Raw genomic sequence first — 26,204 nt, 5'->3', positions numbered from 1 at the left:
CCAAAACAGTGCTTTTTTCGGTAGGCTTCCCCTGTTTTATGCCATAGCGGGCGCACCTATCCCATTGGCGACCATCGCCGTCAACTTGGCGGTACGTGTCTCAACATCAAAAAAACCGGGGCATGGGGGAGCGAGTATGAAAAGATCGGGTAGAGGGATGATGGACGTATTATCCCAAAGTTCTGGCCGTAACTGGTGCCTCAGGAGCGATTGGTGGTGAATTTTTAGAGGTGCCCTATAGTAACCTTGGGTATCAACCGGATAGGCATGCTTCAATTTATAATTAGATAGATTCAGAGGTGCGGTATACTGTCTAGGATGGCCTTGGCAGGATAACTGGAGAAATCTGCAATCTTAAAAGGCCGGTTTGAGGGAAGACGTAACTACGGTACAGAGGAAGCAGGGCGAAAGCGCGTCTTGATCACTCTATCGAAAATTTTTTGTAGAATACCAAGCTATATCCAATATGCAGTCTGTGTCATTACCTTTGCGCTCGCTTGCATCGCCAACTTTATGGGCAGTGGCAATTCCGCACCACCCAGTTGCACTGCAATATCCCCGTGCCGGGCTTCATCAGTGAGCATTTGCCGAACAACCGCACGACTTTTTATATCTTGTTCTGGCAATCTCCCCAAATGACTTTGCAAATGCGCACCTACCTGACGTTCGGTTTCCGCCATAAATCCAAGATTCCATTTATCGCCTAGCAATCCGGCGAGCGCGCCGATGGCCAACGAATTCCCATACCAAATTGGATTGAGCAAGCTCAGATGGCCGTCTAATTCATGCACACGTCGCGACGTCCATGCCAGATGTTCGGTCTCCTCGTTCGCTGTCTGTTGCAATTCCTCCTGCACCACAGGGTCACGCGCCGTCAGCGCTTGCCCTTGATATAATGCTTGAGCGCAAATCTCACCGCTATGATTTACTCGCATCAGCGCTGCTGCGAGCTTTTTCTCGTTCTCGTCTAATGCGGCATCCGGCAAACCGGCATCAGGAAAAGGGCGAATACTTTGCGCTTCGCTAAATAGAGTGCGCAAGCTCTTGTCGAATTTTATAATCAAGCTGTCAAAACTCAACACAGAACTTTCCTTTGCATTTTTATACCAATCTCGATAGCCCGATAGAAAGAGCGCCACTAAAAATCAAGACTCCATTTCAACTACGCAGTTTTGCAGCAAAAATTTGGGGTTAAATATTTAGCGTATTGTATTACAGTGAGGCGGAATTGTTTTCATGCCGTGCATTTGGGCGAATAATTAGATATTAATATAGAGGTAGTGCCACCGCAATTCATGGTGATTAGCTCAAATCCTATTGATCCGTTTCTGATCGGATTAATAGGATAATTATAATCAATATGATAATATCAACACTAAAACTATCTTTCAATTTTCTTCTTGCAAATTACAAATCTTGATTTGTTTAAACTAGAGGAATTCTTTTATTTATATATTGTTGCAAAAATACAACATGCACCTTGCTTATCTCTAAAGCTCTCTGTCAGAATATAGCCAGACTTCTCATAAGTGCTTTAAATTTGAGAGGTTTTCCCGGAAAACCAATAATTTAGTAAATCAAGGAGAATATTTTATGAACATGAATAAAAGTTTAATTGCTCTAGCCGTCGCGGGCGTATTTGCGACCTCAGCAGCAATGGCCGATGTCAGCATTTATGGTCAGGCAAACGTGTCCTACGACTTTGTCGATAATGACGGTCATAGGGATAGCTCAGGCGTAGGCAGCAATGCCTCTCGTCTCGGTTTCAAGGGTTCGGAAGCCCTGGGTGGCGGTCTGTCCGCAATCTGGCAAGTTGAAAGCCAAATCGCGATCGGTAATGGTGCAGGCCCTTACGATAATCCAGGTTCCCAAACAGGCCTTGGTTTCCGTGATACCTTCGCCGGTCTGAAAGGCGAGCAATGGGGTTCGGTAAGGTTGGGGCGTATGGATACTCCCTACAAACTGGCTACCCGCCGCATGGACATGTTCCACAATACCATCGCTGATAACCGTTCCTTGATGGGTATTGCTCACGATATCCGTACGAACAACACAGTTAATTACACTTCTGCGAATTACACCGGTTTCAGCTTTGCGGGTTCTTATTTTGGCGACCAGCAGGGTACCGCACCACAAAGTACATCAAGTACTTTTGGCTCAAACACTATCAACAATACCAACGAAGGTTACTCACTTGCTGGTATGTTTGACTCTGGCCCTTTCTTCGCTACTGCCGCTTATCAAAGCAACAGCAATGGTCCAGCACCGGCTAATCCATCCAGGAACTCCGATGCATGGAAAGCTGCTCTTGGCTATTCCGTTGACCAATTCGCGATCAACGGTATTTATGAAAAGATCAGCGACAAGTATTTAAGTGGTGATACCACTTCCTGGCATCTGTCCGGAAGATTCAACATGACTCCTGCTGATGCAATTAAAGCGTCGTATACCGACCTTGATAACCATATCAGTGGCGCTTCAAACACTGGCGCAAAGCAATATACTATCGGTTATGACCACAAGATGAGTATTCGTACCACAATGTATGCTTTGTGGACCAAGTTGGATAACGATCAAAACGCTGCCTATCAGTTAGGCTGGAACAGCAGCGGTACCTCCTACAGCCAGGCTGCGATTGGTAATTCTCCGACTGCATTCTCGGTTGGTATGAAGCACTCGTTCTAAGAACAAGTCTTCCAACGAAGATTAGTAGTTAGAGTTAAAATGGACACCTTCGGGTGTCCATTTTTTTGGTATGTGGGAAGAGTTTCTTTCTGAGAGATCGTGTTAAAGAGATACTGGGCAATCCGCTACAGGCGGGGGCATCAATGTCATAAACCAAATAGCCGCGCTAAAGCAGGGCCTGGCTCGGCAGCACGCATGAACGCCTCGCCTACCAGGAACGCATGCACGTGATTGCCGCGCATCAATTTCACATCTTCTGGCTGGAGAATGCCACTCTCTGTTACCACGACACGTTCTGCTGGAATGTGGGGTAATAAATCCAGTGTGGTTTGCAGCGAAACTTCAAAAGTGCGCAAATTGCGGTTATTGATGCCGATGAGCGGAGTGGTGAGTTGCAATGCCTCGTCCAATTCTGCTTTATTATGCACTTCGATCAACACGCTTAGCCCCAAGCTGAGAGCCAGAGACTCAAATTCCTGCATCTGCGCCAAACTCAAAGCAGCCGCAATCAGCAGGATACAGTCCGCTCCCAGAACGCGTGACTGATAAATCTGGTAGGTATCCACCATGAAATCCTTCCGCAATACCGGGATGGAACAAGCTGCACGTGCTTCCTGCAAATACCCGGCACGGCCCTGAAAGAATTGTTCATCCGTTAACACTGACAGGCAGGCCGCGCCGTGACTTGCATAGCTCGTGGCAATTTCCGCCGGGCGAAAATCCGCGCGCAACACGCCTTTGCTTGGACTGGCTTTTTTAATTTCGGCTATCACTGCGGGCTGACCTGTTGTAATTTTGCTGCGAATTGCTCCGACAAAATCACGAGTGGGTAAGGCTTGTTCCGCCTTGGCGCGCATGGTTACCCATGAGCATTCGGCTTTTGCGGCAGCAATTTCTTGCGCCTTGACAGTAAGAATTTTTTGCAGAATGTCAGACATGGCGGACCCTAATATACAAGGTACGCATTTTAACTTAAGTGCAATGGTAAAATACGCACTTATAGATAGGTGAAGCGCAGCGATATCCATGATGGGTTTCGCTACGCTCTGCCCAACTACTGGCTTCGCTTGAATGATGAGGTAGAAATGGATGACATAAAAACATACATGCAACAGGTCGGGCAGGAGGCCCGTGCCGCTTCGCGCATTATGGCGCAAGCCGGTACCGCGGCCAAAAATCGTGCCCTGGAAAATATTGCTGCTGCTATCCTGAGCAGCACCGCACAACTCATTACGGCGAACACCAAGGATACCACTGCTGCGCGTGTTAAAGGGTTGGATGCTGCCTCCATCGACCGTCTCACCCTAACTGAAAAAACCGTGCACAGCATGGCGGAAGGGCTATTGCAGATAGCTGCCCTGCCGGATCTCATCGGTGAGATTAGCGACCTGAAGTATCGTCCCTCCGGCATCCAGGTCGGTAAGATGCGTGTGCCGCTTGGCGTAATCGGCATCATTTATGAATCGCGCCCTAATGTGACGGCTGATGCCGCAGGGCTGTGCCTGAAATCAGGCAATGCTGCCATCTTACGCGGTGGCTCCGAGGCGATTCATTCCAACAACGCAATTGCGGCATGCGTGCAGCAGGGGCTGCGCGACTCCGGCTTGCCAGAGAGTGCGGTACAAGTGATCAGCACCACCGACCGTGCAGCAGTGGGCGAACTCATTACCATGCGGGAATACGTGGACGTGATCGTGCCGCGCGGCGGAAAAAGTCTAATCGCGCGCATCTCGGAAGAAGCCCGTGTGCCGGTTATAAAACACTTGGACGGTATCTGCCATGTGTTTATCGACGACGATGCTGATTTGGAAAAAGCCATCCGTATTGCCGACAACGCCAAAACTCAGCGCTACGGTGTGTGTAATGCCATGGAAACCTTGTTGGTGGCTGCCAGCGTGGCGGCACAAGTGCTGCCTCAACTATGTAAAATATATGTGGACAAGGGGGTGGAGCTGCGTGGTGACGAGGCCGCATGTAAGCTCGTTACACAAATGGCAATTGCAACAGAAGAAGATTGGCGCACCGAATATCTTGCGCCGATTTTGAGCGTGCGTGTGGTGGCTGGGCTGGATGATGCTATCGCGCATATCAATACCTACGGATCGCAGCACACCGACAGCATCGTGACCGAGAATTACACCAATGCGATGCGCTTTTTACGCGAAGTTGACTCCAGCTCGGTGATGGTGAATGCTTCAACGCGCTTTGCCGATGGCTTTGAATACGGATTAGGCGCGGAAATCGGTATATCAACTGACAAGATTCACGCGCGCGGCCCCGTAGGGTTGGAAGGCTTAACTTCGCAGAAATTTATTGTACTGGGCAGCGGACAGATAAGAAATTAGCTGGAGCATTTCTCACCAAGAGATCATGTGTAAATGCACTTGCCTGAAATGATCACGAAAGAAAATATGAAACAAACCATCGCAGTTAACGTGCCGGATATTGGTGACTTTAAGGATGTATCTGTTATCGAGGTGCTAGTAAAAATAGGCGAGGCCGTGACAGCAGAGCAATCGCTGATCACATTGGAAACCGACAAGGCGACTGTGGACGTACCTTCCCCCGTTGCGGGAATGGTGACGGAATTAAAGATCAAGATTGGCGACAAGGTCAGCCAAGGCGACTTGATTTTAATGTTGGAAGCAGAATCGGCAGCGGAAGGATCCATTTCCTCATCTGTTCAATCCACTCCTGCCGCTTCCATCTCCCCTTTTTCAGAGGAAAAGCCTACCCCCTCACCTGATAAAGAAAGAGCGGAGGAAAGGATGGGTACAGGGGGAATTTCATCTATGCCACATGACACTCCTGCTTCATCTTTGACTCCGGATTTTGCTATCCCAACCTCACCCTCTTTTGAAAAAGGTGATCTTCATGCCGAAATAGTCGTACTGGGCGCCGGTCCCGGTGGCTATGCCGCAGCTTTCCGTGCTGCTGATCTGGGCAAACAGGTAATCCTAATTGAACGCCACTCCAAACTGGGCGGGGTGTGTCTTAATGTAGGCTGCATCCCGTCAAAGGCGCTGTTGCATGTCGCCAAGATTATCACCGAGGCAGATGAAATTTCGCATCATGGTGTAACTTTTAGCAAACCGACAATCGACATTAATAAAATCCGCAGCTGGAAGGAGAGCATTATCGCCAAGCTAACCGGCGGTTTAGCCGCTTTATCCAAGCAGCGCAAAGTGAACGTAGTTTACGGTGTGGCGAAATTCAGCTCGCCTAACAGCATCACGGTGGAAACCAGCGACGGTAGCAAAACCATCACGTTTGACAATGCCATCATTGCAGCAGGCTCCAGCGTGGCGCGTATTCCCGGCTTTCCGTACGATGATCCACGCTTGATTGATTCCACCGGTGCATTGCTGTTGCAGGATATCCCTGAGCGTATGTTGATTATTGGCGGAGGCATCATCGGCTTGGAGATGGGCACGGTATATGACGCGCTGGGCTCCAAAATTTCTGTGGTTGAATTGGCCGATGGTCTGATTCCCGGTGCTGACCGCGATCTTGTGCGTCCGTTGCACAAACGCATCGAAAAACGTTACGAAGCAATTTACTTGAAGACCAAGGTCACCAAAATTGAGGCACAGAAGGAAGGATTGAATATAACCTTTGAGGGTGACAACGCGCCACAGCCGCAACTATACGACCGAGTGCTGCTCGCCGTTGGACGTCGTCCGAACGGACACGAAATTAACGCAGCAGCGGCAGGTGTAGTGGTCAATGAGCGCGGTTTCATCCCGGTGGATAAACAACAGCGCAGCAATGTGCCACATATCTATGCTGTCGGCGACATTGTTGGCGACCCCATGCTGGCGCACAAGGCAACGCATGAAGGCAAAGTGGCAGCGGAAGTTATTGCCGGGCATAAAGCCGGCTTCGATGCACTCACCATTCCGTCTGTGGCTTATACGGATCCGGAAATTTCCTGGATGGGTCTGACCGAAACGCAGGCTAAAGCGCAGGGCATCGCCTATGAGAAAGCGTCCTTTCCATGGGCAGCAAGCGGCCGTGCACTGTCGATGGGACGTGAAGAAGGACTTACCAAACTGCTGTATGACCCGCAAACAAAATGTATTCTTGGTGCAGGCATCGTGGGCTGCAATGCGGGGGAATTGATCGCCGAAACTGTACTTGCGCTGGAAATGGGTGCGAACATGGAAGATATCGGCCTGACTATCCACCCGCACCCCACGCTGTCGGAAACTGTCGGCTTTGCAGCGGAAATTGCCGAAGGCAGTATTACTGACTTATACATGCCGCGCAAAAAATAAGGGCACCTCTAAAAATCTGGAGACGCCCCCCGTTAGCATAATTATTACGCTTACTTTTGCTTAGGCTAACGATGATGCGAAACTACTATACGATGATACTTACCGTCTACCGCCCAAGATCGAACCAAGTACACCACGAATAATTTGCCGCCCTACTGATGAGCCAATGGCACGGGCGGCACTCTTGGCAAACGCCTCACCTACACCTTCACGACTTCTTGATGCACTGCCACCAAAGATACTTCCCAACATCCCGCCGAATCCAATGCCGCCACTCGTTTCTGCCTGCGTGGGATCAGCAGCCTGCGCTGTTGTACCTTCCCCAGATTTATTGCTGGCGCGCTCCTTGATAATTTCGTAAGCCGATTCGCGATCTACTGCTTTTTCATAGTGACCGACAAGCAGCGAATCTTGAATAATGGCTTTACGTTCCGCTTCATTAATCGGGCCAATTTGAGCCTGTGGTGGAACAATCAGTGCTCGTTCAACAATATTCGGGCGGCCTTTTTCGTCCAGGCATGAAACGAGTGCTTCGCCTACGCCCAGCGTAGTAATGACGACTTCTTCATCCAGATCGGGGTTGTCATGCATAGTTTCAGCTGCTGCCTTCACAGCCTTTTGATCGCGTGGGCTAAAGGCGCGTAGCGCGTGCTGCACACGGTTGCCGAGCTGGCCCAGCACCTTGTCCGGCACATCTGCGGGGTTTTGGGTGACGAAATATACACCTACGCCTTTGGAACGAATCAGACGTACCACTTGTTCGATTTTATCGAGCAGTGCTTCAGAGGCATCGTTGAACAGCAAATGTGCTTCGTCGAAGAAAAATACCAGCCTGGGCTTGGCGAGATCACCCGCTTCCGGCAGATTTTCGAATAATTCGGAAAGCAACCACAGCAGCATAGTGGAATACACTTTTGGCGAAGACATCAACTTATTGGCGGCCAGGATGTTAATCATGCCGTACCCGTTAGCGTCGGTCTGCATCAGGTCGGCAATGTTTAGCATCGGTTCACCAAAAAAACTTTCGCCGCCTTGCGTTTCAATTTGCAGCAGGCCGCGCTGAATCGCACCGATGCTGGCGGTGGAGATGTTGCCATATTCAGTAGTGAAATCTGCTGCATTGTCACCAACATTCTGCAACATCGCACGCAGATCCTTCAAATCAAGTAATAACAGTCCATTGTCATCGGCGACTTTGAATACTAGCGCCAGCACGCCCTGCTGCACTTCGTTCAAATTCAACATACGCCCAATGAGCAGCGGCCCCATGTCAGAAATAGTGGCGCGCAGCGGATGGCCCATGGTTCCGAATACATCCCAGAACGTTACCGGATAGGCGCGATGTACAAAATTTTCCAGATTGAGTTGCGCGACTCTTTCGGCAACTTTTTGATTGTTGCCACCTGCCTTGCTTAAGCCGGACAAATCTCCCTTTATGTCAGAAAGAAATACTGGCACACCAATGCGGCTGAAGGATTCCGCCAGTGTTTGCAGGGTGACCGTCTTACCAGTTCCTGTCGCACCTGTTATCAGCCCGTGACGATTGGCCATTTGCGGCAGAAGAAAAAGTTCTTGCTTGTTATTTTTAGCGATCAGTAGCGGTTCGCTCATATAGGCTCCAAGTTGATTTGGTGGCTCTGCACAAAATGCAGCAGGCATAAATAGTTACATGAATGCACTGATTCAGATTAATCAAGCGAAAAATGATAACGTGGATTCAGCTTTACTATGCAGGAGAATTATGTATCCTCACCAACACGCTTTTTACCACATTGTAATAATATGCTCGACACTATATCTGCGTGCTTCCAAAAGACTTTACAATAGTTACATGTAAAATTTAAACCGCCTCTTACAGGAGAAACATCATCATGCCTCGACATATGATCCAAAGCACTCTATTTGTCTTTATCGCACTTGCTGCTAGCCATGCTCACGCCATTGATTTTGGCGACTTAATTAACAAAGAGGTAGGCAATCTTGGCAAACCTATCCCACAAAACTCAGAACCTGCAGCCTCTAGCAATATACCAGCAACAACTGGAGCTCTAAAATCTGCGGCAAATTTGGCCAGTTTTAGCAACAACGATCAGGTTGATAGCTTGAAGCAAGCCCTCATTCAGGGTGCAGAAACTGCCGTTGCCAGCCTTGCCAAAGAGAATGGTTACCTCGGTAACAACAAAGTGCGCATTCCATTGCCGGAAAATCTGCAAAAAGCAGATGGCTTATTGCGTAAATTTGGCATGGGAAAGTATGCCGACGACTTGACTGCCTCTATAAATCGGGCTGCCGAAACAGCAGTTCCTGAAGCAAAAGATCTGTTAGTCGGTGCAGTCAATAAAATGAGCGTGGAAGATGCCAAAGGCATACTTATGGGTGGCAGTGATGCCGCCACGCAATATTTCCGCAAAAACACCGAAGCTGCGCTGGCCGGAAAATTTAAACCTGTCATAGCAACTTCAATGCAGAAAGTGAAGCTCGCGGAGACCTATGATCAGTTCGCTGAAAAGGGCGTGCAGTTTGGTTTGGTGGACAAACGCGATACTAAAATAGATGACTACATTACCCGCAAGGCGATGGATGGTCTGTTTCTGATGATGGCCGAACAGGAAAAAGCGATTCGCGCAAACCCGCTGGAAGCAACCGGTAATCTGGCGAAGAAGATTTTTTCGGCGATCAAATTTTAATCGGTCTGTTATTCACTTTTAGTGGAAAGGGTGGTTTTAGCAGAATCCACCGACTTTCTGAACATGACTGAATCTACCAGTCTGTTGTCGTTTTTCATTAGCAGCTTCCTCGCTGCCACCTTGCTTCCCGGTGGTTCTGAAGTTGTACTGATCAGTGTGCTGAAACTGTACCCGGAATTATTCTGGCCTGCGCTTTTGCTCGGTACTCTCGGCAATACGCTAGGCGGCATGGTGTCATTCGGCATGGGTCGGTTGTTACCGCAAACCCATAAGCTCAAACATGTGGAGAAAATACAGCACTACGGCACACCCGCATTACTGCTTGCTTGGGTGCCATTACTTGGTGATGCGCTGTGTCTTGCTGCCGGATGGCTAAGGCTTAATCCATGGCACGCTGCGTTATTCATGGCGATAGGCAAATTCGCGCGTTACTGGATCATTGCGATCGCAACCCAAATTTGAATCAATGTAGTCGGGCGGAAAACTCACGATCCAATTACTTCAACGTCGCTTTCGCATAGGAAAATTTACGTGTTAATAATCGTTAGAGATTATGAAGTTAAAAAATGTAGGCTTGATTTAAGGCTATCAGGCCTTTGATCGAGCAAACTCCTCGAACTGGTCGGCCGGCAGTGGCTTGCAATAATAGTAGCCCTGCATCTCATCGCAACCCTGTTCCCGCAGGAACGCCAGTTGCCCCGCCGTTTCCACTCCCTCAGCAATGGTTTGCAGACCAAGACTCTTCGCCATGTTGATGACAGCGCTAACGATAGCCCTGTCTTCCGGATCGGTGCTGATATCGCGCACGAAGGACTGATCGATCTTGAGCTTGTATACCTTGAATTTCTTCAGGTGACTCAGTGAGGAATAGCCGGTGCCAAAATCATCGATCGACATGCGCACGCCGCGCTCGTGCAATTTGTTCATCACGGCAATGGCATTTTGCGGGTCGTGCATCGCTACGCCCTCGGTCAGCTCCAACTCCAAATACTCTGGCGGCAAGCCCTCTTCGTCGAGGATGCGCGTGATCAGATTGGGCAAGTCGGAATGGCGGAACTGAACTGCGGAAAGATTCACCGCCATGACCAGCGGGACTAGGCCATTCTGCATCCAGGACTTTGCCTGCCGCGCCGCATGCCTCAGCACCCACTCCCCAATCGGCAGGATCAGTCCACTTTCTTCCGCGGAGGGGATGAATTCCGCTGGCGAAACTGAACCTAGCACTGGATGTGTCCAGTGCAGCAGAGCTTCCGCCCCGACGATGCGGCCGTCCTGCACGGATACCTGCGGTTGGTAATAAATCTGAAGTTGATCGCGTTCAATCGCTTGGCGCAGTGCATTGACCAGTTTCAGGTGGCGTGCCGAACGAATCTGCATTTCTGCAGTAAAAAAACGGTAGCCATGACGGCCCTCGTGCTTGGCACGATACATGGCGGAATCGGCGCTTTTGGAAAGGGCTTCCAGATCCGCGCCGTCGCCTGGATAAAGGGCGATGCCGATCGAGCCGGTTACGTTCAGATCATACTGTTCTATCTGGCAGGGTACGGCGATGACATCCAGCAGCTTCTGCGCCACAAGGGGCGCTTCGTGTGCATCGACGCCGTAAAACAGGAAGATGAATTCATCCCCACCAAGGCGCGACACCATGTCTTCCTCGCGTAGCACCAAGCGCAGCCGTTTGGCCAGTTCGACCAGCAAAGCATCACCGACGCTGTGGCCGAGAGTATCGTTAATGTCCTTGAAGTGATCGAGATCGAGGAACATCAACGTCACTGGCTCTTGACTCCGCTGCGCCAAACTGATGACATATTTGGCGTGGTTGTTCAATTGGACGCGGTTCGGTAGTCCGGTGAGCGAGTCGAAATGCGCCAGATATTGAATACGTTTCTCGGCTTCCTTGCGCGCGGTGATATCTCTGGTAATACCAAGCAACATCGTGATTTTGCCGTCCGCATTACTTAGTGGTGCGGCATGGGTTTCGAGCCAGCGCTGGGTTCCTTTGAGTCCTTTGATTTCGAACTCAAAAATACAACTTTCGCCACTCATCACGCGCTTATGCATGGCAATAAAGGAATCGTGATATTCGGAAAGAATAAAGTCTACGAGTTTATGCTGTTGCACCTCCTCTAGAGAATCTGCTTCGAGCATGGCAAGGCCCGTAGCGTTCATTTCCAGGATCCGACCGCCGCTGTCTACGACCTTTATGCATTCCGGCTCCGTCTCGATGATGGTCCGCAAGCGCTGTTCGCTCTCCCGCAATGCTTCTTCCGCCCGCTTACGCTGCGCCTCGTGCTCAAAGCTTTTCAGCGCATAGTCTATGTCCATCGCCATTCCCACCAGCAAATTACGCACATTCTCGTCGAAGGCGTTGTCCACATCGGTATATAGGGTTAAAACCCCGCTGACTTCACCATTACGATGTAGCGGAAGCGCGGCGGATGACGCCCACCCAAACCGTGCACCGTGCTTATGCCACAGCGTGGTGACGGGGTCATGCTGAAAATTTTGACACCAAAATGGCAAGTTCTCGCGAAACGCCGAGCTGGTCGGTCCGCGTCCGTATGGTTCATTGGCTTCCACTGGAATCTGCAGCCCTCTCAGATATTCCACACCACTGCCGAAGGATGCGATCGGCTTTATATATTTGCTATGTTCTTCAAGCACGCCTATCCATGCCATATCCATGCCGCCGAAATTCACTACAACGCGGCAGACTTGCGCGAACAACTCCGCCTCGCTGGTGCAGCGCACGATGGCCTGGTTACACTTGCTCAAAGCGGCGTAAAGCTTAGTCAAGCGTTGATTTTTTGCTTCGGCTTCCTTGCGCTGAGCGTCGATTCTGGCCAGACTCATCTGCGTTTCCGACAACCAGTCCAGCACGCTATTTTCCATGCCTTTGGCGACCGAGATGACGGATGAAAAATTTCCACTGCCAAGGTGGGCAATGCGCGTATGCAGCTCGTTCACTGAGCCACCCAGAGTTGCACGCAAGTTCCGTTGCGATTTCCAGAGTAGGAATGCTAGCAACAAGCCTAACAGGATGAAGGTCGCACGCATTAGTGTGGCGCGAACTTCGGCGGTATGAACGGCCTCCAGCGTACGCTGATCAGCCATTCTTTGAAACTGGCTGATCGGCCGCATGATGCTGGCCTTGGCTTGGTGGTAGGCTACGTCATGCAGCATCAGGATTGCCTTGGCGCGATTTACCTCAATCAACGGGTTGGTTGATTCGATCAGTTCCATTGCGGCAAATTCGGTGCGCGTGAGCGTATCCGAGTTGGTTATTGCCTCCGCCAGTTTGGCGAATTCTTCTTCAGTAAAACCAGCCCCCCGCATCAACTCCAGCAAGGGAACCGCCAGTCCCGGCGGCTGCGGACGCTGGTCGTCGCCCAGCACGATATCCCAGTAGATGTTCTGGTAGTCGATTGGGCGAGGCTTCCTGCCATTTCGGATGTCGAGAATTTCCTCATAGTGCTGCTTGTAGATGGGGTCTCCGGTCACCACATAGGTGCGAACCATACGTGTAAGGTCATCAGACGACTGGCGCAATTCGTCAGCCAGCAGGAACGACTGCTGCCGCAACTTATTAGCGCGACCGATCTCCCTTTCGGTCCAAGCATAAACGGCAAAGGTTGCGACGAAAACAACGAGCATGCCCAGCGTCACCCAGAGATGGCGCGAAAATCGGGGCAAGTTGTTCTTTGAAGTTGTCATTGTGGCCATTCTTTCTGAGCGCGCTGCAGATCGTGAAAAATAGTTAACCAGCGCGCATATACTTTGACGCGGATTCAATTTCGGGACGCAACAAAAGCATTCGTCACTTATGCCAGGTTGACTGCGCAAAGACAACTCTGATTTAGTAAACGCAATGCTGTTATGAAATATTTTAAACATAATAGATGACAAACACGGTAGGCCGCAATGAAACAGCATATCTTGGATGCGAAGCCATACCTGACGCCACCACGCCACTCAAATTCCGTCATCTTCTGGAGAGGAAGAAACGGGTGAACAATTGTTTGCCGATGCCGGTGAAGCATTACTTTTATCAATTAATTTTGAACATGGTAACTTGCTCAGCTTTGCCTAAGCGACCTGTACCCGTGAGTGCATGCACGTGTTGAATGCCATTATAATGATCAAAAGGTGAGCAACGTGCAGGCGTAATGAAGCTGCCAAAATACTTTGATTCAGTGGACGCAAGGGCAGTAGCAGCGTAGTTTTCGTACGAAGTAATAACTTCTGGAGAAATTAATGAATAAATGGATTTTTTATTTGACAGTAATATTGGCAACGAGCAGTGGCCTAGCCAAAGCACATTCTGATGAGGAGAAGGCAGAAGGGAAATATGTGCAAGTTAAAGAATCATTGCGTTTGGCTGCCGAGCAAGGTGATGCCACTGCGCAAAACAACCTTGGTGAAATGTTTCTCTATGGGGATGGCGTTACACAAGACACTCAGGAAGCGGTAAAGTGGTTTCGCCTGGCTGCCAAGCAAGGGCATGCAAATGCACAATTTAACCTTGGCTTAAGTTACGGCAACGGCCAAGGCGTTGCACAGGACTATCAGGAAGCGGCAAAGTGGTTTCGGTCGGCTGCCGGACAGGGGCATGCAAAAGCACAGTTTAGCCTTGGCATAAGTTATGCCAACGGGCAGGGCGTTACACAGAATTTTGAGGAAGCCATGAAGTGGTTTCGCTCGGCAGCCGAACAGGGCGATGCAGTCGCACAATACAACCTTGGTTTAATATATCTTGATGGGCAAATTGCAGCGCAAAATTATCAGGAAGCTGTGAAGTGGTTTCACCTGGCGGCCAAACAAGGGCATGCAAAAGCTCAATTTAATCTTGGCGTAAGCTACGGCAACGGCCAAGGCGTTGCACAGGATTATCAGGAAGCGGTAAAGTGGTTTCGCTCGGCGGCCGAACAGGGACATGCTAAAGCACAATATTACCTTGGCTTAAGTTATGCCAACGGGCAGGGCGTTACACAGAACTATCAGGAAGCGGTAAAGTGGTTTCGCTTGGCTGCCCAGCAAGGCGATGCAACCGCACAAAATAGTCTTGGCTTAAGGCATGACCTCGGTCAAGGCGTTAAACAAGATTATGTTCGCGCACATATGTGGTTTAATCTCGCGACAATCAATGGTCAAAATGACGCACAGGAAAATCGTGATAAAGTGGCTCAACGCATGACGCCAGCCCAAATCGTTGAATCGCAAAAATTGGCACACGATTGCAAGAAGAGCAATTACATGAACTGCGATTAGAACAGCATATTTGTAGTTCTGGGACAAATAAATTTTCTGCCTAATTTATCTTCGATTCCATGAGACGATAAAAACCATTTTGACGGCTAGTGCCGTTTGTGTATAATGCGCGACTCTGTAAAACCGCATTCAAGCGAGGTTGTTATGTACGCAGTAATCAAGACCGGTGGTAAGCAATATCGTGTTGTCGCAGGCGAAACCCTGAAAATTGAAACCGTTGCTGGTGAAGTCGGTAGTGCCATCGTGCTGGACAAGGTGCTCATGGTCGGCAATGGCGATATAGTATCTGTTGGCCAACCCCTGTTAGCTGGCGCTACTGTCACGGCAACCATAGTATCGAATGGTCGCGGCGAGAAGATCAGAATCTTCAAGATGCGTCGACGCAAGCATTACCAAAAACATCAAGGTCATCGTCAAAACTTCACTGAGATCCGCATTGACGGCATTTCGGCGTAATATTGAAGGAGAAGAAACATGGCATCAAAAAAAGGTGGCGGCAGTACCAGTAACGGTCGCGATTCACACTCAAAACGCCTCGGCGTGAAAACCTATGGCGGCGAATTAATTAGCGCCGGCAGCATTATCGTACGTCAGCGCGGTACGCGATTCCACGCTGGTGACAATGTTGGCATGGGCAAGGATCACACTTTATTTGCAAAGATTGCTGGCAAGGTATTGTTCGCCGTCAAAGGTGCACAAAGACGCAAGACTATCTTCGTGGTTCCAGTTTAAGTACTCCTAGCTCAAGTACAATGAGCCCTATCGCGAGATAGGGCTTTTTTATTTGTAGGATACCGACATCATGAAATTCATCGACGAATCAAAAATTGAAGTCATCGCAGGCGATGGCGGCAACGGTGCGGCCAGCTTTCGGCGAGAAAAATATATCGACAAGGGCGGCCCAGATGGCGGGGATGGCGGTTGGGGCGGCAGCGTGTATGCCCTCGCAGACCGCAACATCAACACCCTGGTGGATTACCGTTTTGCGCGCCATCACCGCGCGCGCAATGGTGAAGCAGGGCGTGGTGCCGATTGCTATGGTAAGGGTGCGGAAGATGTTGTACTGCGCATGCCGGTCGGTACCGTCATCACTGATATCAATACCGGTGAATTGATTGCCGACTTGGATCATGATGGGCAAAAAATGTTGCTCGCCCAGGGTGGCAAGGGCGGCTTAGGCAATCTGCACTTTAAATCCAGCACCAACCGCGCGCCGCGTCAATGCACCCCGGGCGTTGAAGGTGAACGGCGCGAACTGCAATTAGAGTTGAAAGTACTCGCCGACGTGGGTTTGCTAGGCATGCCCAATGCAGGCAAATCCACCTTCATTCGCGCGGTTTCCGCTGCCCGCCCCAAGGTAGCCGATTATCCCTTCACCACGTTACACCCGAACTTGGGCGTGGTGCGGGTATCGGCCGAAAAGAGCTTCGTTATCGCCGACATCCCCGGCCTGATTGAAGGCGCTGCCGAAGGTGCGGGGCTGGGACACCAGTTTTTACGCCATTTGATGCGTACCCGTTTGCTGTTGCACTTGGTCGACATTGCCCCGATGTACGAGGGAGTCGATCCGGTGCATGAAGCCAATTCAATTCTGAATGAACTAAAAAAATATGATGAAGCGCTGTATAACAAGCCGCGCTGGCTAGTACTTAACAAGCTTGATCTGTTACAAGATAAAGATGAAAAGATCGCCGCTTTTTTGCAAAAATTCCACGACTACACGCGTTATTTTGCTATCTCTGCGATTAATGGTGATGGCTGTAAAGAGCTGTGCTATGCCATCATGGAGCATGTGGAGCAGGTTGCCAAGCAGGAAGAGTTGGCCAATGCCGAAAGTGCCAAAAAAACCGATACCCAAATACTTTAATGCATCATGAAAACCATTCTGACCCAGTGCAAACGCATCGTCGTCAAAGTTGGAAGCAGCCTGGTCACCAACCAAGGTGAAGGTCTGGACATCCCTGCAATCCAAAACTGGGCGCAGCAAATTGCTACGCTACGTGAAAATGGGCACAAAGTAGTATTGGTCTCCTCTGGCGCGATTGCCGAAGGCATGCAGCGACTAGGCTGGAAACAACGCCCCAGCGCCGTGCATGAATTGCAGGCTGCTGCTGCAGTCGGTCAGATGGGCTTGATACAGGTTTATGAAAGCTGCTTTAGCGCACACGGCCTGCATACAGCACAAATATTGCTCACCCATGCCGACCTCGCCGATCGTGAACGCTATCTCAACGCCCGCTCTACACTGTGCACTCTGCTGACCCTTGGCGTTATTCCTGTCATCAATGAGAATGACACTGTGGTTACCGATGAAATCAAGTTCGGCGACAACGACACTTTAGGTGCATTGGTTGCCAACCTGATTGAGGCTGATGCGCTCATTATCCTCACTGATCAGATCGGCCTTTACACTGCCGACCCGCGCAAAGATCCGAATGCTACGTTAGTTAGTTTGGCACAAGCTGGCGATGAAAAGCTTGAAGCCATGGCAGGTGGTGCGGGTAGCCACATCGGGAGCGGTGGCATGCTCACCAAGGTGCTCGCCGCAAAACGTGCTGCACGGAGCGGCGCGCACACTGTGATCGCGTCTGGCCATGAAATAGATGTGTTGCCACGCCTGATGCGTGGCGACAGTATCGGCACTCTGTTGGAAGCGCAGACTTTACCTCTGAATGCGCGCAAGCAATGGCTGGCGGATCATCTGCAAATCAGCGGCAAGGTGACGCTGGATGCTGGCGCAGTGCATGCATTGCGTAACGAAGGCAAGAGCCTGCTACCAGTCGGCATCACCAAAGTTAGCGGGGAATTTGAGCGCGGCACAGTGGTCGCCATTTTGGATACGAATGGGCAAGATATCGCGCGCGGCCTGATCAACTACAATGCTACAGAAACGCGTCGCATCGGCGGCCATCCCAGTAACGAAATCGAATCCCTCTTGGGTTATGTTGATGAGCCAGAGCTAATACATCGAGACAACTTGATTTTATTGTAAGCAATAAGCCCAATTTTTGGGCAGTAATCGCAACTGATCAGACAAATGAATGCCAAACTTGGTAACGAGAGCATGCCCCACCAATTCCTTGTTGTATTTGAGTGCTCAGCTTTGTCGGTAAGTTAGTGGATATTCCATCGAATATGATCTATAGCCTGCTCTGAGGTAGGCTGGGAAAAAAGGACACCAACGTTTTGTTAAACTTGAAACGGAGGTGTGAGATGAAACAGAGAGTATCAAGCACAATTTACAACAAAGAATTTCGTGAGCAGGCGGTCAAGCAAGTCACAGAAGAAAGGTTAAGCCCGAAGAAGGCTGCGCGGCGTTTGTCGATGCCTGTTTCCACATTGGAGTACTGGTTAAAGGCCGCGCAGATAGGGAAGTTGGGCGATGTCGGCAAGACACAACGCCCGCTGACCGCGATTGAACTGGAACTGGCCAAGACCAAACGGGAACTGGCGGAAGTCAAAATGGAGGGCGACCTGTTAAAAAAGCGGCGGCGTACTTTGCCAGGGAAGTGCGGTGAAGTATGCGATGATGAAAGAATTACAGGGGGGTTACCCGGTGCCGTTTATGTGCCGTATCTTCGAAGTTTCGCCGAGCGGGTATTACGCTTGGCTGGGGCGTCCGCCATCGAAACGAGCACAGAATAAGGGGCGACTGGAAGTGGAAATCCGAGCCGCCCACCAGGGCACCCGCAAGACCTATGGTTCAGAGCGACTCAAGGAAGATTTGGCTGAAAACGGCGTCAACACCCGCGTTCACAGCATCAAGCGCATTCGCAGAAAACTAGGGATACGCTGCAAACAAAACGCAAGTTTAAGGCAACGACAAGCCATGCCGGTTGCGTCAAGCTTGCTGGGGCAGAAATTCAAGGCGACCGCCCCAAATCAGACCTGGGTAACCTACATCCCGACTGATGAGGGCTGGCTCTATCTGGCAGCAGGCCACAAAGATTTGTTCACTGGCGATCTGGTGGGTTACGCCATGAGCGAGCGCATGACCAGGAATTGGGTCAGCCAGTCGCTGTTTCGGGGCATGGCGGCAAAACGCCCACCGCGCGGACTGATACACCACTCGGATCGGGGTAGCCATTATTACGCCCATGAGTACGGAAAATTGCTCGATCAGTTCGGCATGGTGCCATCGATGTCGCGCCGGGGGAACTGCTACGGCAACGCCCCATGGAAAGCTTCTGGGGATTGCTCAAAATGAATTGGTGCATCACCGGCGCTTCAAGACTCGCGCCGAGGCCATTCAGGCCATCACTGAATACATCGAAATGTTTTACCGACGGCAGCGCAAACAGGCACGTTTGGGATATCTGTCTCCTGTCGCATTTGAGCGCCAATTCTATGAAAATAGGTTGGCGGCATGAACCCGTTGGTGTCCATTCTTGACAACCGACCTCAGTTTTCATATGTTTTTCATACTAGTCACATTGAAATATGACCACGATCCACTTGCGCGCCCCAATCTCTGAGAAATTGGCAAGCCGCGAAAATAATTTTAACGCCTTGCGCCTGATCGCTGCGGTATTGGTACTTTTTTCTCACTCTTACGCATTGAGCGGAAATATCCAACTAGAGCCAATTGGTCGTCATCTTCGTATATTTGATGGCGGTGCCTTGGCCGTGATAGCTTTTTTCTTTTTGAGCGGCTATCTTATTTCCTCAAGTTGGGCCTCCACGCCACATTTTCCTTCGTTCATGGCAAAAAGAGCGCTGAGAATTTTGCCTGGCTTAGCTGTTGTTGCGGCGATCAGCGCACTTTTGCTTGGCCCCATAGCAAGTTCTCTGGATATCAATCACTATTTTTCATCCGGCCAGGCATTCAGATATATCCGCGACAACGTTAATGTCCTAAGCCTGAAAACCAACACGCTACCTGGCGTTTTTGAAGACCTGCCAATACCTCACGCCGTTAATGGTTCTCTATGGACCTTAAAGGTTGAATTCCTGGTGTACATCGCGACCGGAATGATCGGTGCGACCTGCCTGCTGCCAACCGAAGGAAAAGGCTGGCGCAGTATTTTATTTTCCACAGTGATGCTCTACCTAGCTGCTCGAATGATCACCGTTACCAAAACCGAATTCGATAGTTGGAATACTGGCCTCAATTTATTTTCGTGCCAATTGATCGCGGTCTTTATACTCGGAGCTATTGGGTACACTGTACGCCACTGGATTCCTCGTTCCGGCTTACTAGTGGCGGTACTCATTGGCCTTACATATTTATTTCGGGAAACCAGTCTATTTCTGCTTTTTATATATTTGTCGTATGGATATTTTTTGCTATTCGTAGCTACTTCATCATTCCATCTATTAGGAAAAAAAACACGAATCAATGATTATTCTTTTGGTGTTTACATCTACGCCTTTCCAATTCAACAAAGCATTGTCACGCTGGCACCCGGCATTTCGCCAGTTTCCCTGTTCCTGTTCTCGTTCCCCATTGTGACGCTATTTGCAATTGCCTCATGGCATTTCATTGAGAAACCCTGTCTTGGGCTTAAGGTCTTTTATGGTCTTGAATCCGCCAAATGAAGTGGCTACCACTACCGTAACTTATCATTCAGACTTTGGTAAAATCTGCGGATGGTGGGTGTAAGAATTTTTGTGTAAACGGCCATTTGGCGGGAAACTGCTGTCTTGCAAGGAGCGATGGCGACCGTACTGAAAGCGTTATCCCCTAAACTGATTGATGGCCTGTTGGCCGACTACAAGAAATCCGAAGATCTAGAGGTGTGCTTGTGAATTAATGGAGCCATATTTATTCGCTTTCGTCGTAGCTCTTTACTTTGACGAAAGCGAGAGATGAAAGCTTCCGAGCTACGAGGCAAGCTCGGTAGGCTACCCATATGAAAATCCAAGCATCCTTACCTTACCAAGACCAAAGCTGTTCAAAAATGCCTAATTGGCAAAAAGTAGTGTACAGCCAAACCGTTCAAATCATAATATTCTGATTCCAAATGGCGCATATAACCGACCACCCATAGAATATCTCAAAGAGCACTCACTACATTACCTTTCCTGGATTCATTAAATTATTTGGGTCGAATGTGTGCTTGATGCTGCGCATCAGCTCCAATTCCAGCGCACTTTTGTAATGACGTATCTCGTTACGCTTGAGTTGCCCCAACCCATGCTCGGCGCTGATGCTGCCGTTTAGTCCATGCACGATGTCGTACACGATGCTGTTGACCTGTTGGCTTTGCGCGATGAAGGCCGGGTTTTGCGCTGAATCCAGCATTGAGACGTTGTAGTGGATGTTGCCATCGCCGATATGGCCGAAGGCAACGATGCGCAGACCATTGAATGCGGCACGCAGGGCGGCATTTGCCTGAGCGATGAACTCTGCCACGTGGCTGATCGGCACGGCGACGTCATGCTTGATGCTAATGCCCTCGCGTTTCTGCGCTTCGCTAATATTTTTGCGCAAATTCCACCAGCTTGCGGCGCTACTTTCCGAATCTACGGCGAACTCGAGGATGCCAGCACCGAACACTTGCAGCGCATTAAGCAAAGGTGCATCCAGGGGCGCTTGCAGCACATCCGACAGCTCGATCAGCACGATCCATTCATAGCGCGTAACAAATGGCTCAGCGGTATCGGGTATATGCTCTAAAACGAGATCAAGACAGGATCTCGAAATGATCTCGAAGGCACTTATTTTGTCGCCGCAATTAGCACGCAAATGTGCGAGCAACTTTACCGCCACCGCCGGATCGCGCACTGCCACACACGCGGTTACCACCGATTGAGGACGCGGAAACAGCTTCAGCACGGCGGCAGTGATGATGCCCAGCGTGCCCTCTGCACCGATGAATAAGTGCTTCAAATCATAGCCGGTGTTGTCCTTGCGCAAACTGCGTAATCCATTCCAGATGCGACCATCGGGCAAGACCACTTCCAGTCCAAGCACGAGATCGCGCATGTTGCCATAGCGCAGCACGCCGATGCCGCCGGCATTAGTGGAAATGTTGCCGCCGATTTCGCATTGCGCCGCGATGGCGCTGAGGCCGAGGGGAAACAGACGGTTAGCCTGCTCTGCCGCTTCTCGTACCATGGCCAAGGTGCAGCCAGCTTCCACGGTTAATGTATAGTTGGTGGTGTCCAGCGCATGAATTTTGTTCATGCGCGACAGGTTAATCACGATCTGTTGGCCTTGCGGTAACGGTACTGACCCCCCGCTTAAACTGGTGTTGCCGCCTTGCGGGACAATGGCGATGCGGCGCTCGGCACACAACTCGACTACCGCGGCAACTTGTTGCGTGTTGCCAGGCAGCACCACAGCCAGCGCTTGGCCGCTGTAGCGCCCGCGCCAGTCGGTACAGTAAGGTGCTGCGGTTTCGCCGCTCAGCACGTGCTCGGTGCCGACTACGTTTCTTAGTAAATTCATCAAATCTGGAAGCATGTAAATATTTCCTTAAAATGCCTTATTTCACAATTGCTTTGACGATCTAGAAATCAATCGGGTCAATGTCCAGTGACCAGCGCAGTTTTTGTGCTGGTAGTGCATCCAGTAAGGGGCGCCACTCGCGCAGGAATTGCTGCAAGGGTTTTCGCGCTTCGCTTTGCACCAGTAATTGTGCTAAAAAATGGTTAGCGCGACGCGGCATGGCAGCAGGAACCACACCGTAAATTTCAACTGGCATGGAGAGTTTAACTGCAGCCTCGCGCGCTCGTTGCAGGAAAGTATACATGTGGGCCTCATGCTTGGCTTCAGCGCGCAGCAACACCTGATACATGAATGGCGGGAAACCGGCGGATTGGCGTTCCGCCAGCAAGATTTTTGCCCACGTATCGTAATCATGTTCTCGCAACGCGCGGAACAATGAATGATCGGGAAATGCGGTCTGGATCAGCACCTCGCCCAGCTTGTCGGCACGGCCAGCGCGCCCTGCTACTTGGACGAGTTGGGCAAACAACTTTTCCGATGCTCGAAAATCGCTACTGTATAACGCGCCGTCCGGGTTAAGCACACCCACCAGAGTCAGGTTAGGGAAGTCGTGTCCCTTCGCCAGCATTTGCGTACCGACCAGAATGTCCACCGCGTCATCCTGAATTTGCTGACGCATGGCTTGCCATGTCCCTTTATTGCGCGTGCTGTCACGGTCCACGCGCAGGATGCGCGCCTTGGGGAAATGTTCCTGCAACGCACTCTCCACCCGTTGCGTGCCGATGCCAACCGGTTGCAGGTCGGCGTTGCCGCACGACGGACAGGCATGCGGCACACGTTCCTGATGGCCGCAATGGTGGCAGCGCAGGCGGCGATCCTTAAGATGCAGCACTAACTTGCCCGCGCAACTTGAACAACTGGACAGCCAGCCGCAAGCGCCGCACATCAACACGGGTGCATAACCGCGCCGATTAATGAATATCAGGCTCTGTTCACCGCGCTGTAGCCGCTCGGTCAGGGCCTTAAGAAGCGGCTCACTGAGACCGTGCTGCATAACTATATTGCTGGTGTTAATACAGCTCACCGTCGGCAACCGCGCCTGTGCCGCCGCGCGCTGGGTCAGACGCAACATTTGGTAGCGTCCGCTCTGTGCGTTGTAATAGCTTTCCAATGAAGGAGTAGCGGATCCTAATACAATCGGTACGCCACGCTGGCTAGCACGAAAGATTGCCACATCTCGTGCCGAGTAACGTAAGCCATCCTGCTGCTTGAACGAAGCGTCATGTTCCTCATCCACAATCAGCAGTGCCAGTTGTGGCAGCGGCGTGAACACTGCCAGACGCGTACCCAGTATGATCCGCGCCCGGCCGGACTGCGCACGCAGCCAGTTCTGCATACGTTCACCATCACTTAAGCCACTGTGCAGACTGACCAGCTCAACATCCGGCAAGCGGCTGCGAAAATAATTTTCCAGCTGAGGCGTAAGATTGATTTCCGGCACCAGCAGTAACACTTGCCCTTCCTGCTGCAATATCCGGTTCATCAGATGCACATAAATCTCGGTCTTACCACTACCGGTGATACCGTGCAGCAGGAAGCAGCCAAAGCATGATGCTTTAGTAATTGCATCCACTGCTTGCTGCTGCTCCAAGGTCAACGTATGAGTATTGTTGAATGTAAATGAGCTGGAAACCGCAGGCACTGCACACGTCTCCACCCATCCCGCATGCGACAATGCTTTAAGCGCAGATGCTCCGCTTGGTGATAGCGCGCGCACTTGCGCGGCACTTAATGAATCCAACTTCAAGGCTGCGAGTATGCGGTGCTGCACTACCTTGCGCTTGGACAGCAGGCTCAAGTCGAGCGCACGGCCGCTAACGCTTAGTCTGTATTGCATCGTTTCCTTGAGCGTGACAAGCTGGCTGGCACGCAAACGTACCGGCAAGGCGGACAGCACAGTAACACCAAGGGGATAGTGGTAATAGTCGCTGCAGAAGCGCAGCAAAACAAGCAGTTCATCGGACAGTGGCGGAATATCACCCAGCACCTGCAAAACGGGCTTGATACGTTCTGCAGAAAGGACGGAATCCATTCCACATTCCATCACTACGCCTGCCATTCTTTTGCGTCCAAATGGAACCAATACGCGGGTCCCCGGGACAATCTCGATGCTACTGTCTAGCGAATAGTCAAATAGTGTTGACAATGGCACATCTAGCGCGACGCGAACAATTGTCATTTAATAAAGTTTGCTCCAGCAATTTCTATCATACTGAGTTAAGCCGACTGACTTAATTGAGTATTTTTTATTGTCCACATAAGCTGTGGATAACAATGTGAACAACTCCAATATAACTAGGCTAACTACCAATGCCATATACAGTTTTGTCCAGCCGCTCATTTCATAGGCATAATTTATTTTTAATAAAAACAATAACTTAAATTTAACGCTCTAATACTATAATAAAAATTATCCTCATAATGGATCGATGCGCGATTTGTGTATAACCAGACGTAATGTCAAGCATTTTTAGTGATATTTTCGGCTTAATTCATGAACTGCCTGCACTAACACCGCGGCATTGTCAGGGTTGGTGAATTGAGAAATGCCATGCCCCAGATTAAATACATGACCGCTGCCATAGCCATAACTAGCTAGCACGTGTTCTGTCTCGGCACGGATAACTTCCGGCGTGGCAAACAGTACGGCTGGATCCAAGTTACCTTGCAGCGCAACCTTATGGCCCACTTTTTGTCGCGCTACACCAATGTCTATGGTCCAGTCCAAGCCCACCGCATCACAGCCAATATCGGCGATGCTATCCAGCCATAAACCACCACCCTTGGTAAATACAATCACTGGAATCTTCACACCGTCATATTCACGCTTCAGCCCTTGCACGATTTTCTGCAAGTAAGGCAGTGAAAATTCGTAGTAAGCAGCATGCGAAAGCACGCCACCCCAGGAATCAAAAATCATCACGGTCTGCGCACCCGCTTCAATCTGGGCGTTAAGATACTGCGTTACCGCTTGCGCAGTGACTTCCAGGATGTGGTGCATCAGCTTGGGTTCTTTGTACATCAACGTTTTTACACGTGCATAATCGTCGCTGCCACCGCCTTCCACCATGTAACAAGATAACGTCCACGGGCTGCCAGAAAAACCAATTAATGGCACGCTACCATTCAGCGCCTTGCGAATTTGCGACACGGCATCGGTGACGTAACGCAGATCTTTGTTGATGTCTGGCACCCTTAACGCTTTGATAGCAGCCTCGTCGCGCAAGGGGCGCTCAAACTTGGGCCCCTCTCCTTCGGAGAAATACAATCCAAGACCCATCGCATCCGGTATGGTGAGAATGTCGGAAAACAGAATCGCAGCATCCAGAGGGAATCGATCCAGCGGTTGCAATGTAACTTCCGTAGCCATGTCCGGGTTTTTACATAAATCGAGAAAGCTACCGGCGCGCTTGCGCGTGGCACAGTATTCCGGCAGATATCGTCCGGCCTGGCGCATCATCCACACAGGGGTATAATCCGTCGGCTGACGCAGCAAGGCACGCAGGAAGGTATCATTTTTTAACTTGAAATTCATGTTGTTCTCTTTTAATTTATATTGACTAGATTTAAACAGCCTTACCCCTAACCTCGCAACCGCCCCTTACCAGAGAGATTAGCAAGGTAACCTGGTCATGCAATAGGTCTGCATCATTGGTGAAGCAGATAGACGCAAAAATCGGGATGGTTTTTTGGGTGCCAGGCGCGAGTGCAGTGAAGGCAATCCATATGTTCCATAGCACCAATTAGCCTGAAAATACCGAGCAGGTACCCCGGAATAGCTGCTATTACGCGCGGTCAGCGCAGTTTGCTGATTGCAACCCGTCATTCAGCGCC

General features: G+C 50.4%; 18 protein-coding genes and 1 pseudogene. 12 read left to right on the top strand and 7 right to left on the bottom strand.

What is annotated here, in order from left to right; all coding sequences use genetic code 11:
* Positions 1-455: 455 nt before the first annotated feature.
* Positions 456-1,082: a 2-polyprenyl-3-methyl-6-methoxy-1,4-benzoquinone monooxygenase gene (coq7, locus tag MJ768_RS07145; protein ID WP_239289503.1), complete on the bottom strand. Its 627-nt coding sequence runs from the start codon at positions 1,080-1,082 to the stop codon at positions 456-458.
* 511 nt (positions 1,083-1,593) lie between these two features.
* Between coq7 and MJ768_RS07140 the strand changes: the two genes are divergently transcribed.
* Positions 1,594-2,685: a porin gene (locus tag MJ768_RS07140; RefSeq protein ID WP_239289494.1), complete on the top strand. Its 1,092-nt coding sequence runs from the start codon at positions 1,594-1,596 to the stop codon at positions 2,683-2,685.
* A gap of 146 nt (positions 2,686-2,831) precedes the next feature.
* Here the strand turns inward: MJ768_RS07140 and trpC are convergent, their stop codons facing one another.
* Entirely contained in the window at positions 2,832-3,623 is a 792-nt protein-coding gene (gene trpC, locus MJ768_RS07135) for an indole-3-glycerol phosphate synthase TrpC (RefSeq protein ID WP_239289492.1), read from the bottom strand.
* Positions 3,624-3,770: 147 nt separating this feature from the next.
* Between trpC and MJ768_RS07130 the strand changes: the two genes are divergently transcribed.
* A complete protein-coding gene (locus tag MJ768_RS07130; RefSeq protein ID WP_239289621.1) occupies positions 3,771-5,030 on the top strand; it encodes a glutamate-5-semialdehyde dehydrogenase in 1,260 nt (419 codons plus the stop codon).
* 66 nt (positions 5,031-5,096) lie between these two features.
* Positions 5,097-6,962, top strand: a complete 1,866-nt coding sequence (gene lpdA / locus MJ768_RS07125; protein ID WP_239289490.1) for a dihydrolipoyl dehydrogenase — start codon at positions 5,097-5,099, stop codon at positions 6,960-6,962.
* Between the two features lie 99 nt (positions 6,963-7,061).
* Here lpdA and MJ768_RS07120 read toward each other — a convergent pair whose 3' ends face one another.
* The gene (locus tag MJ768_RS07120) at positions 7,062-8,573 is read right to left on the bottom strand and encodes a helicase HerA-like domain-containing protein (protein ID WP_239289488.1); all 1,512 of its coding nucleotides are present in this window, start codon (positions 8,571-8,573) and stop codon (positions 7,062-7,064) included.
* Between the two features lie 260 nt (positions 8,574-8,833).
* Between MJ768_RS07120 and MJ768_RS07115 the strand changes: the two genes are divergently transcribed.
* Positions 8,834-9,649, top strand: coding sequence for a DUF4197 domain-containing protein (locus tag MJ768_RS07115; RefSeq protein WP_239289486.1), 816 nt, complete (start codon positions 8,834-8,836; stop codon positions 9,647-9,649).
* Between the two features lie 63 nt (positions 9,650-9,712).
* Positions 9,713-10,111 carry a YqaA family protein gene (locus MJ768_RS07110; RefSeq protein ID WP_239289484.1) on the top strand — a complete coding sequence of 133 codons (399 nt, stop codon included), beginning with the start codon at positions 9,713-9,715 and terminating at the stop codon, positions 10,109-10,111.
* Between the two features lie 126 nt (positions 10,112-10,237).
* On the opposite strand, the gene MJ768_RS07105 is transcribed toward MJ768_RS07110, so the two are convergent.
* Entirely contained in the window at positions 10,238-13,363 is a 3,126-nt protein-coding gene (locus tag MJ768_RS07105) for an EAL domain-containing protein (protein ID WP_239289482.1), read from the bottom strand.
* 540 nt (positions 13,364-13,903) lie between these two features.
* Between MJ768_RS07105 and MJ768_RS07100 the strand changes: the two genes are divergently transcribed.
* From MJ768_RS07100 to MJ768_RS07070, 7 genes and pseudogenes are all read left to right on the top strand, one after another.
* The gene (locus MJ768_RS07100) at positions 13,904-14,917 is read left to right on the top strand and encodes a tetratricopeptide repeat protein (RefSeq protein WP_239289480.1); all 1,014 of its coding nucleotides are present in this window, start codon (positions 13,904-13,906) and stop codon (positions 14,915-14,917) included.
* Between the two features lie 144 nt (positions 14,918-15,061).
* Positions 15,062-15,373 carry a 50S ribosomal protein L21 gene (gene rplU, locus MJ768_RS07095; RefSeq protein WP_239289478.1) on the top strand — a complete coding sequence of 104 codons (312 nt, stop codon included), beginning with the start codon at positions 15,062-15,064 and terminating at the stop codon, positions 15,371-15,373.
* 18 nt (positions 15,374-15,391) lie between these two features.
* Positions 15,392-15,649, top strand: a complete 258-nt coding sequence (gene rpmA, locus MJ768_RS07090; RefSeq protein ID WP_239289476.1) for a 50S ribosomal protein L27 — start codon at positions 15,392-15,394, stop codon at positions 15,647-15,649.
* Between the two features lie 70 nt (positions 15,650-15,719).
* The gene (obgE, locus tag MJ768_RS07085; RefSeq protein ID WP_239289474.1) at positions 15,720-16,784 is read left to right on the top strand and encodes a GTPase ObgE; all 1,065 of its coding nucleotides are present in this window, start codon (positions 15,720-15,722) and stop codon (positions 16,782-16,784) included.
* Between the two features lie 6 nt (positions 16,785-16,790).
* Positions 16,791-17,909 (top strand): glutamate 5-kinase, encoded by a 1,119-nt coding sequence (proB, locus tag MJ768_RS07080; RefSeq protein WP_239289472.1) that lies wholly within the window; start codon positions 16,791-16,793, stop codon positions 17,907-17,909.
* Between the two features lie 221 nt (positions 17,910-18,130).
* A pseudogene (locus tag MJ768_RS07075) lies at positions 18,131-19,287 on the top strand (IS3 family transposase).
* 70 nt (positions 19,288-19,357) lie between these two features.
* The gene (locus MJ768_RS07070) at positions 19,358-20,455 is read left to right on the top strand and encodes an acyltransferase family protein (protein ID WP_239289464.1); all 1,098 of its coding nucleotides are present in this window, start codon (positions 19,358-19,360) and stop codon (positions 20,453-20,455) included.
* 472 nt (positions 20,456-20,927) lie between these two features.
* Here MJ768_RS07070 and MJ768_RS07065 read toward each other — a convergent pair whose 3' ends face one another.
* From MJ768_RS07065 to hemE, 3 genes are all read right to left on the bottom strand, one after another.
* Positions 20,928-22,325, bottom strand: coding sequence for an FAD-binding oxidoreductase (locus MJ768_RS07065; RefSeq protein WP_239289462.1), 1,398 nt, complete (start codon positions 22,323-22,325; stop codon positions 20,928-20,930).
* Positions 22,326-22,371: 46 nt separating this feature from the next.
* Positions 22,372-24,549: a primosomal protein N' gene (locus MJ768_RS07060; RefSeq protein ID WP_239289460.1), complete on the bottom strand. Its 2,178-nt coding sequence runs from the start codon at positions 24,547-24,549 to the stop codon at positions 22,372-22,374.
* A 291-nt stretch (positions 24,550-24,840) separates the two neighbouring features.
* Entirely contained in the window at positions 24,841-25,905 is a 1,065-nt protein-coding gene (hemE, locus tag MJ768_RS07055; protein WP_239289458.1) for a uroporphyrinogen decarboxylase, read from the bottom strand.
* Positions 25,906-26,204 lie beyond the last annotated feature (299 nt).

Origin of the sequence: Candidatus Nitrotoga sp. 1052 (assembly GCF_927312905.1) — a bacterium.
GTDB lineage: Bacteria > Pseudomonadota > Gammaproteobacteria > Burkholderiales > Gallionellaceae > Nitrotoga.
This window is presented reverse-complemented; position numbering and strand designations above follow the sequence as displayed.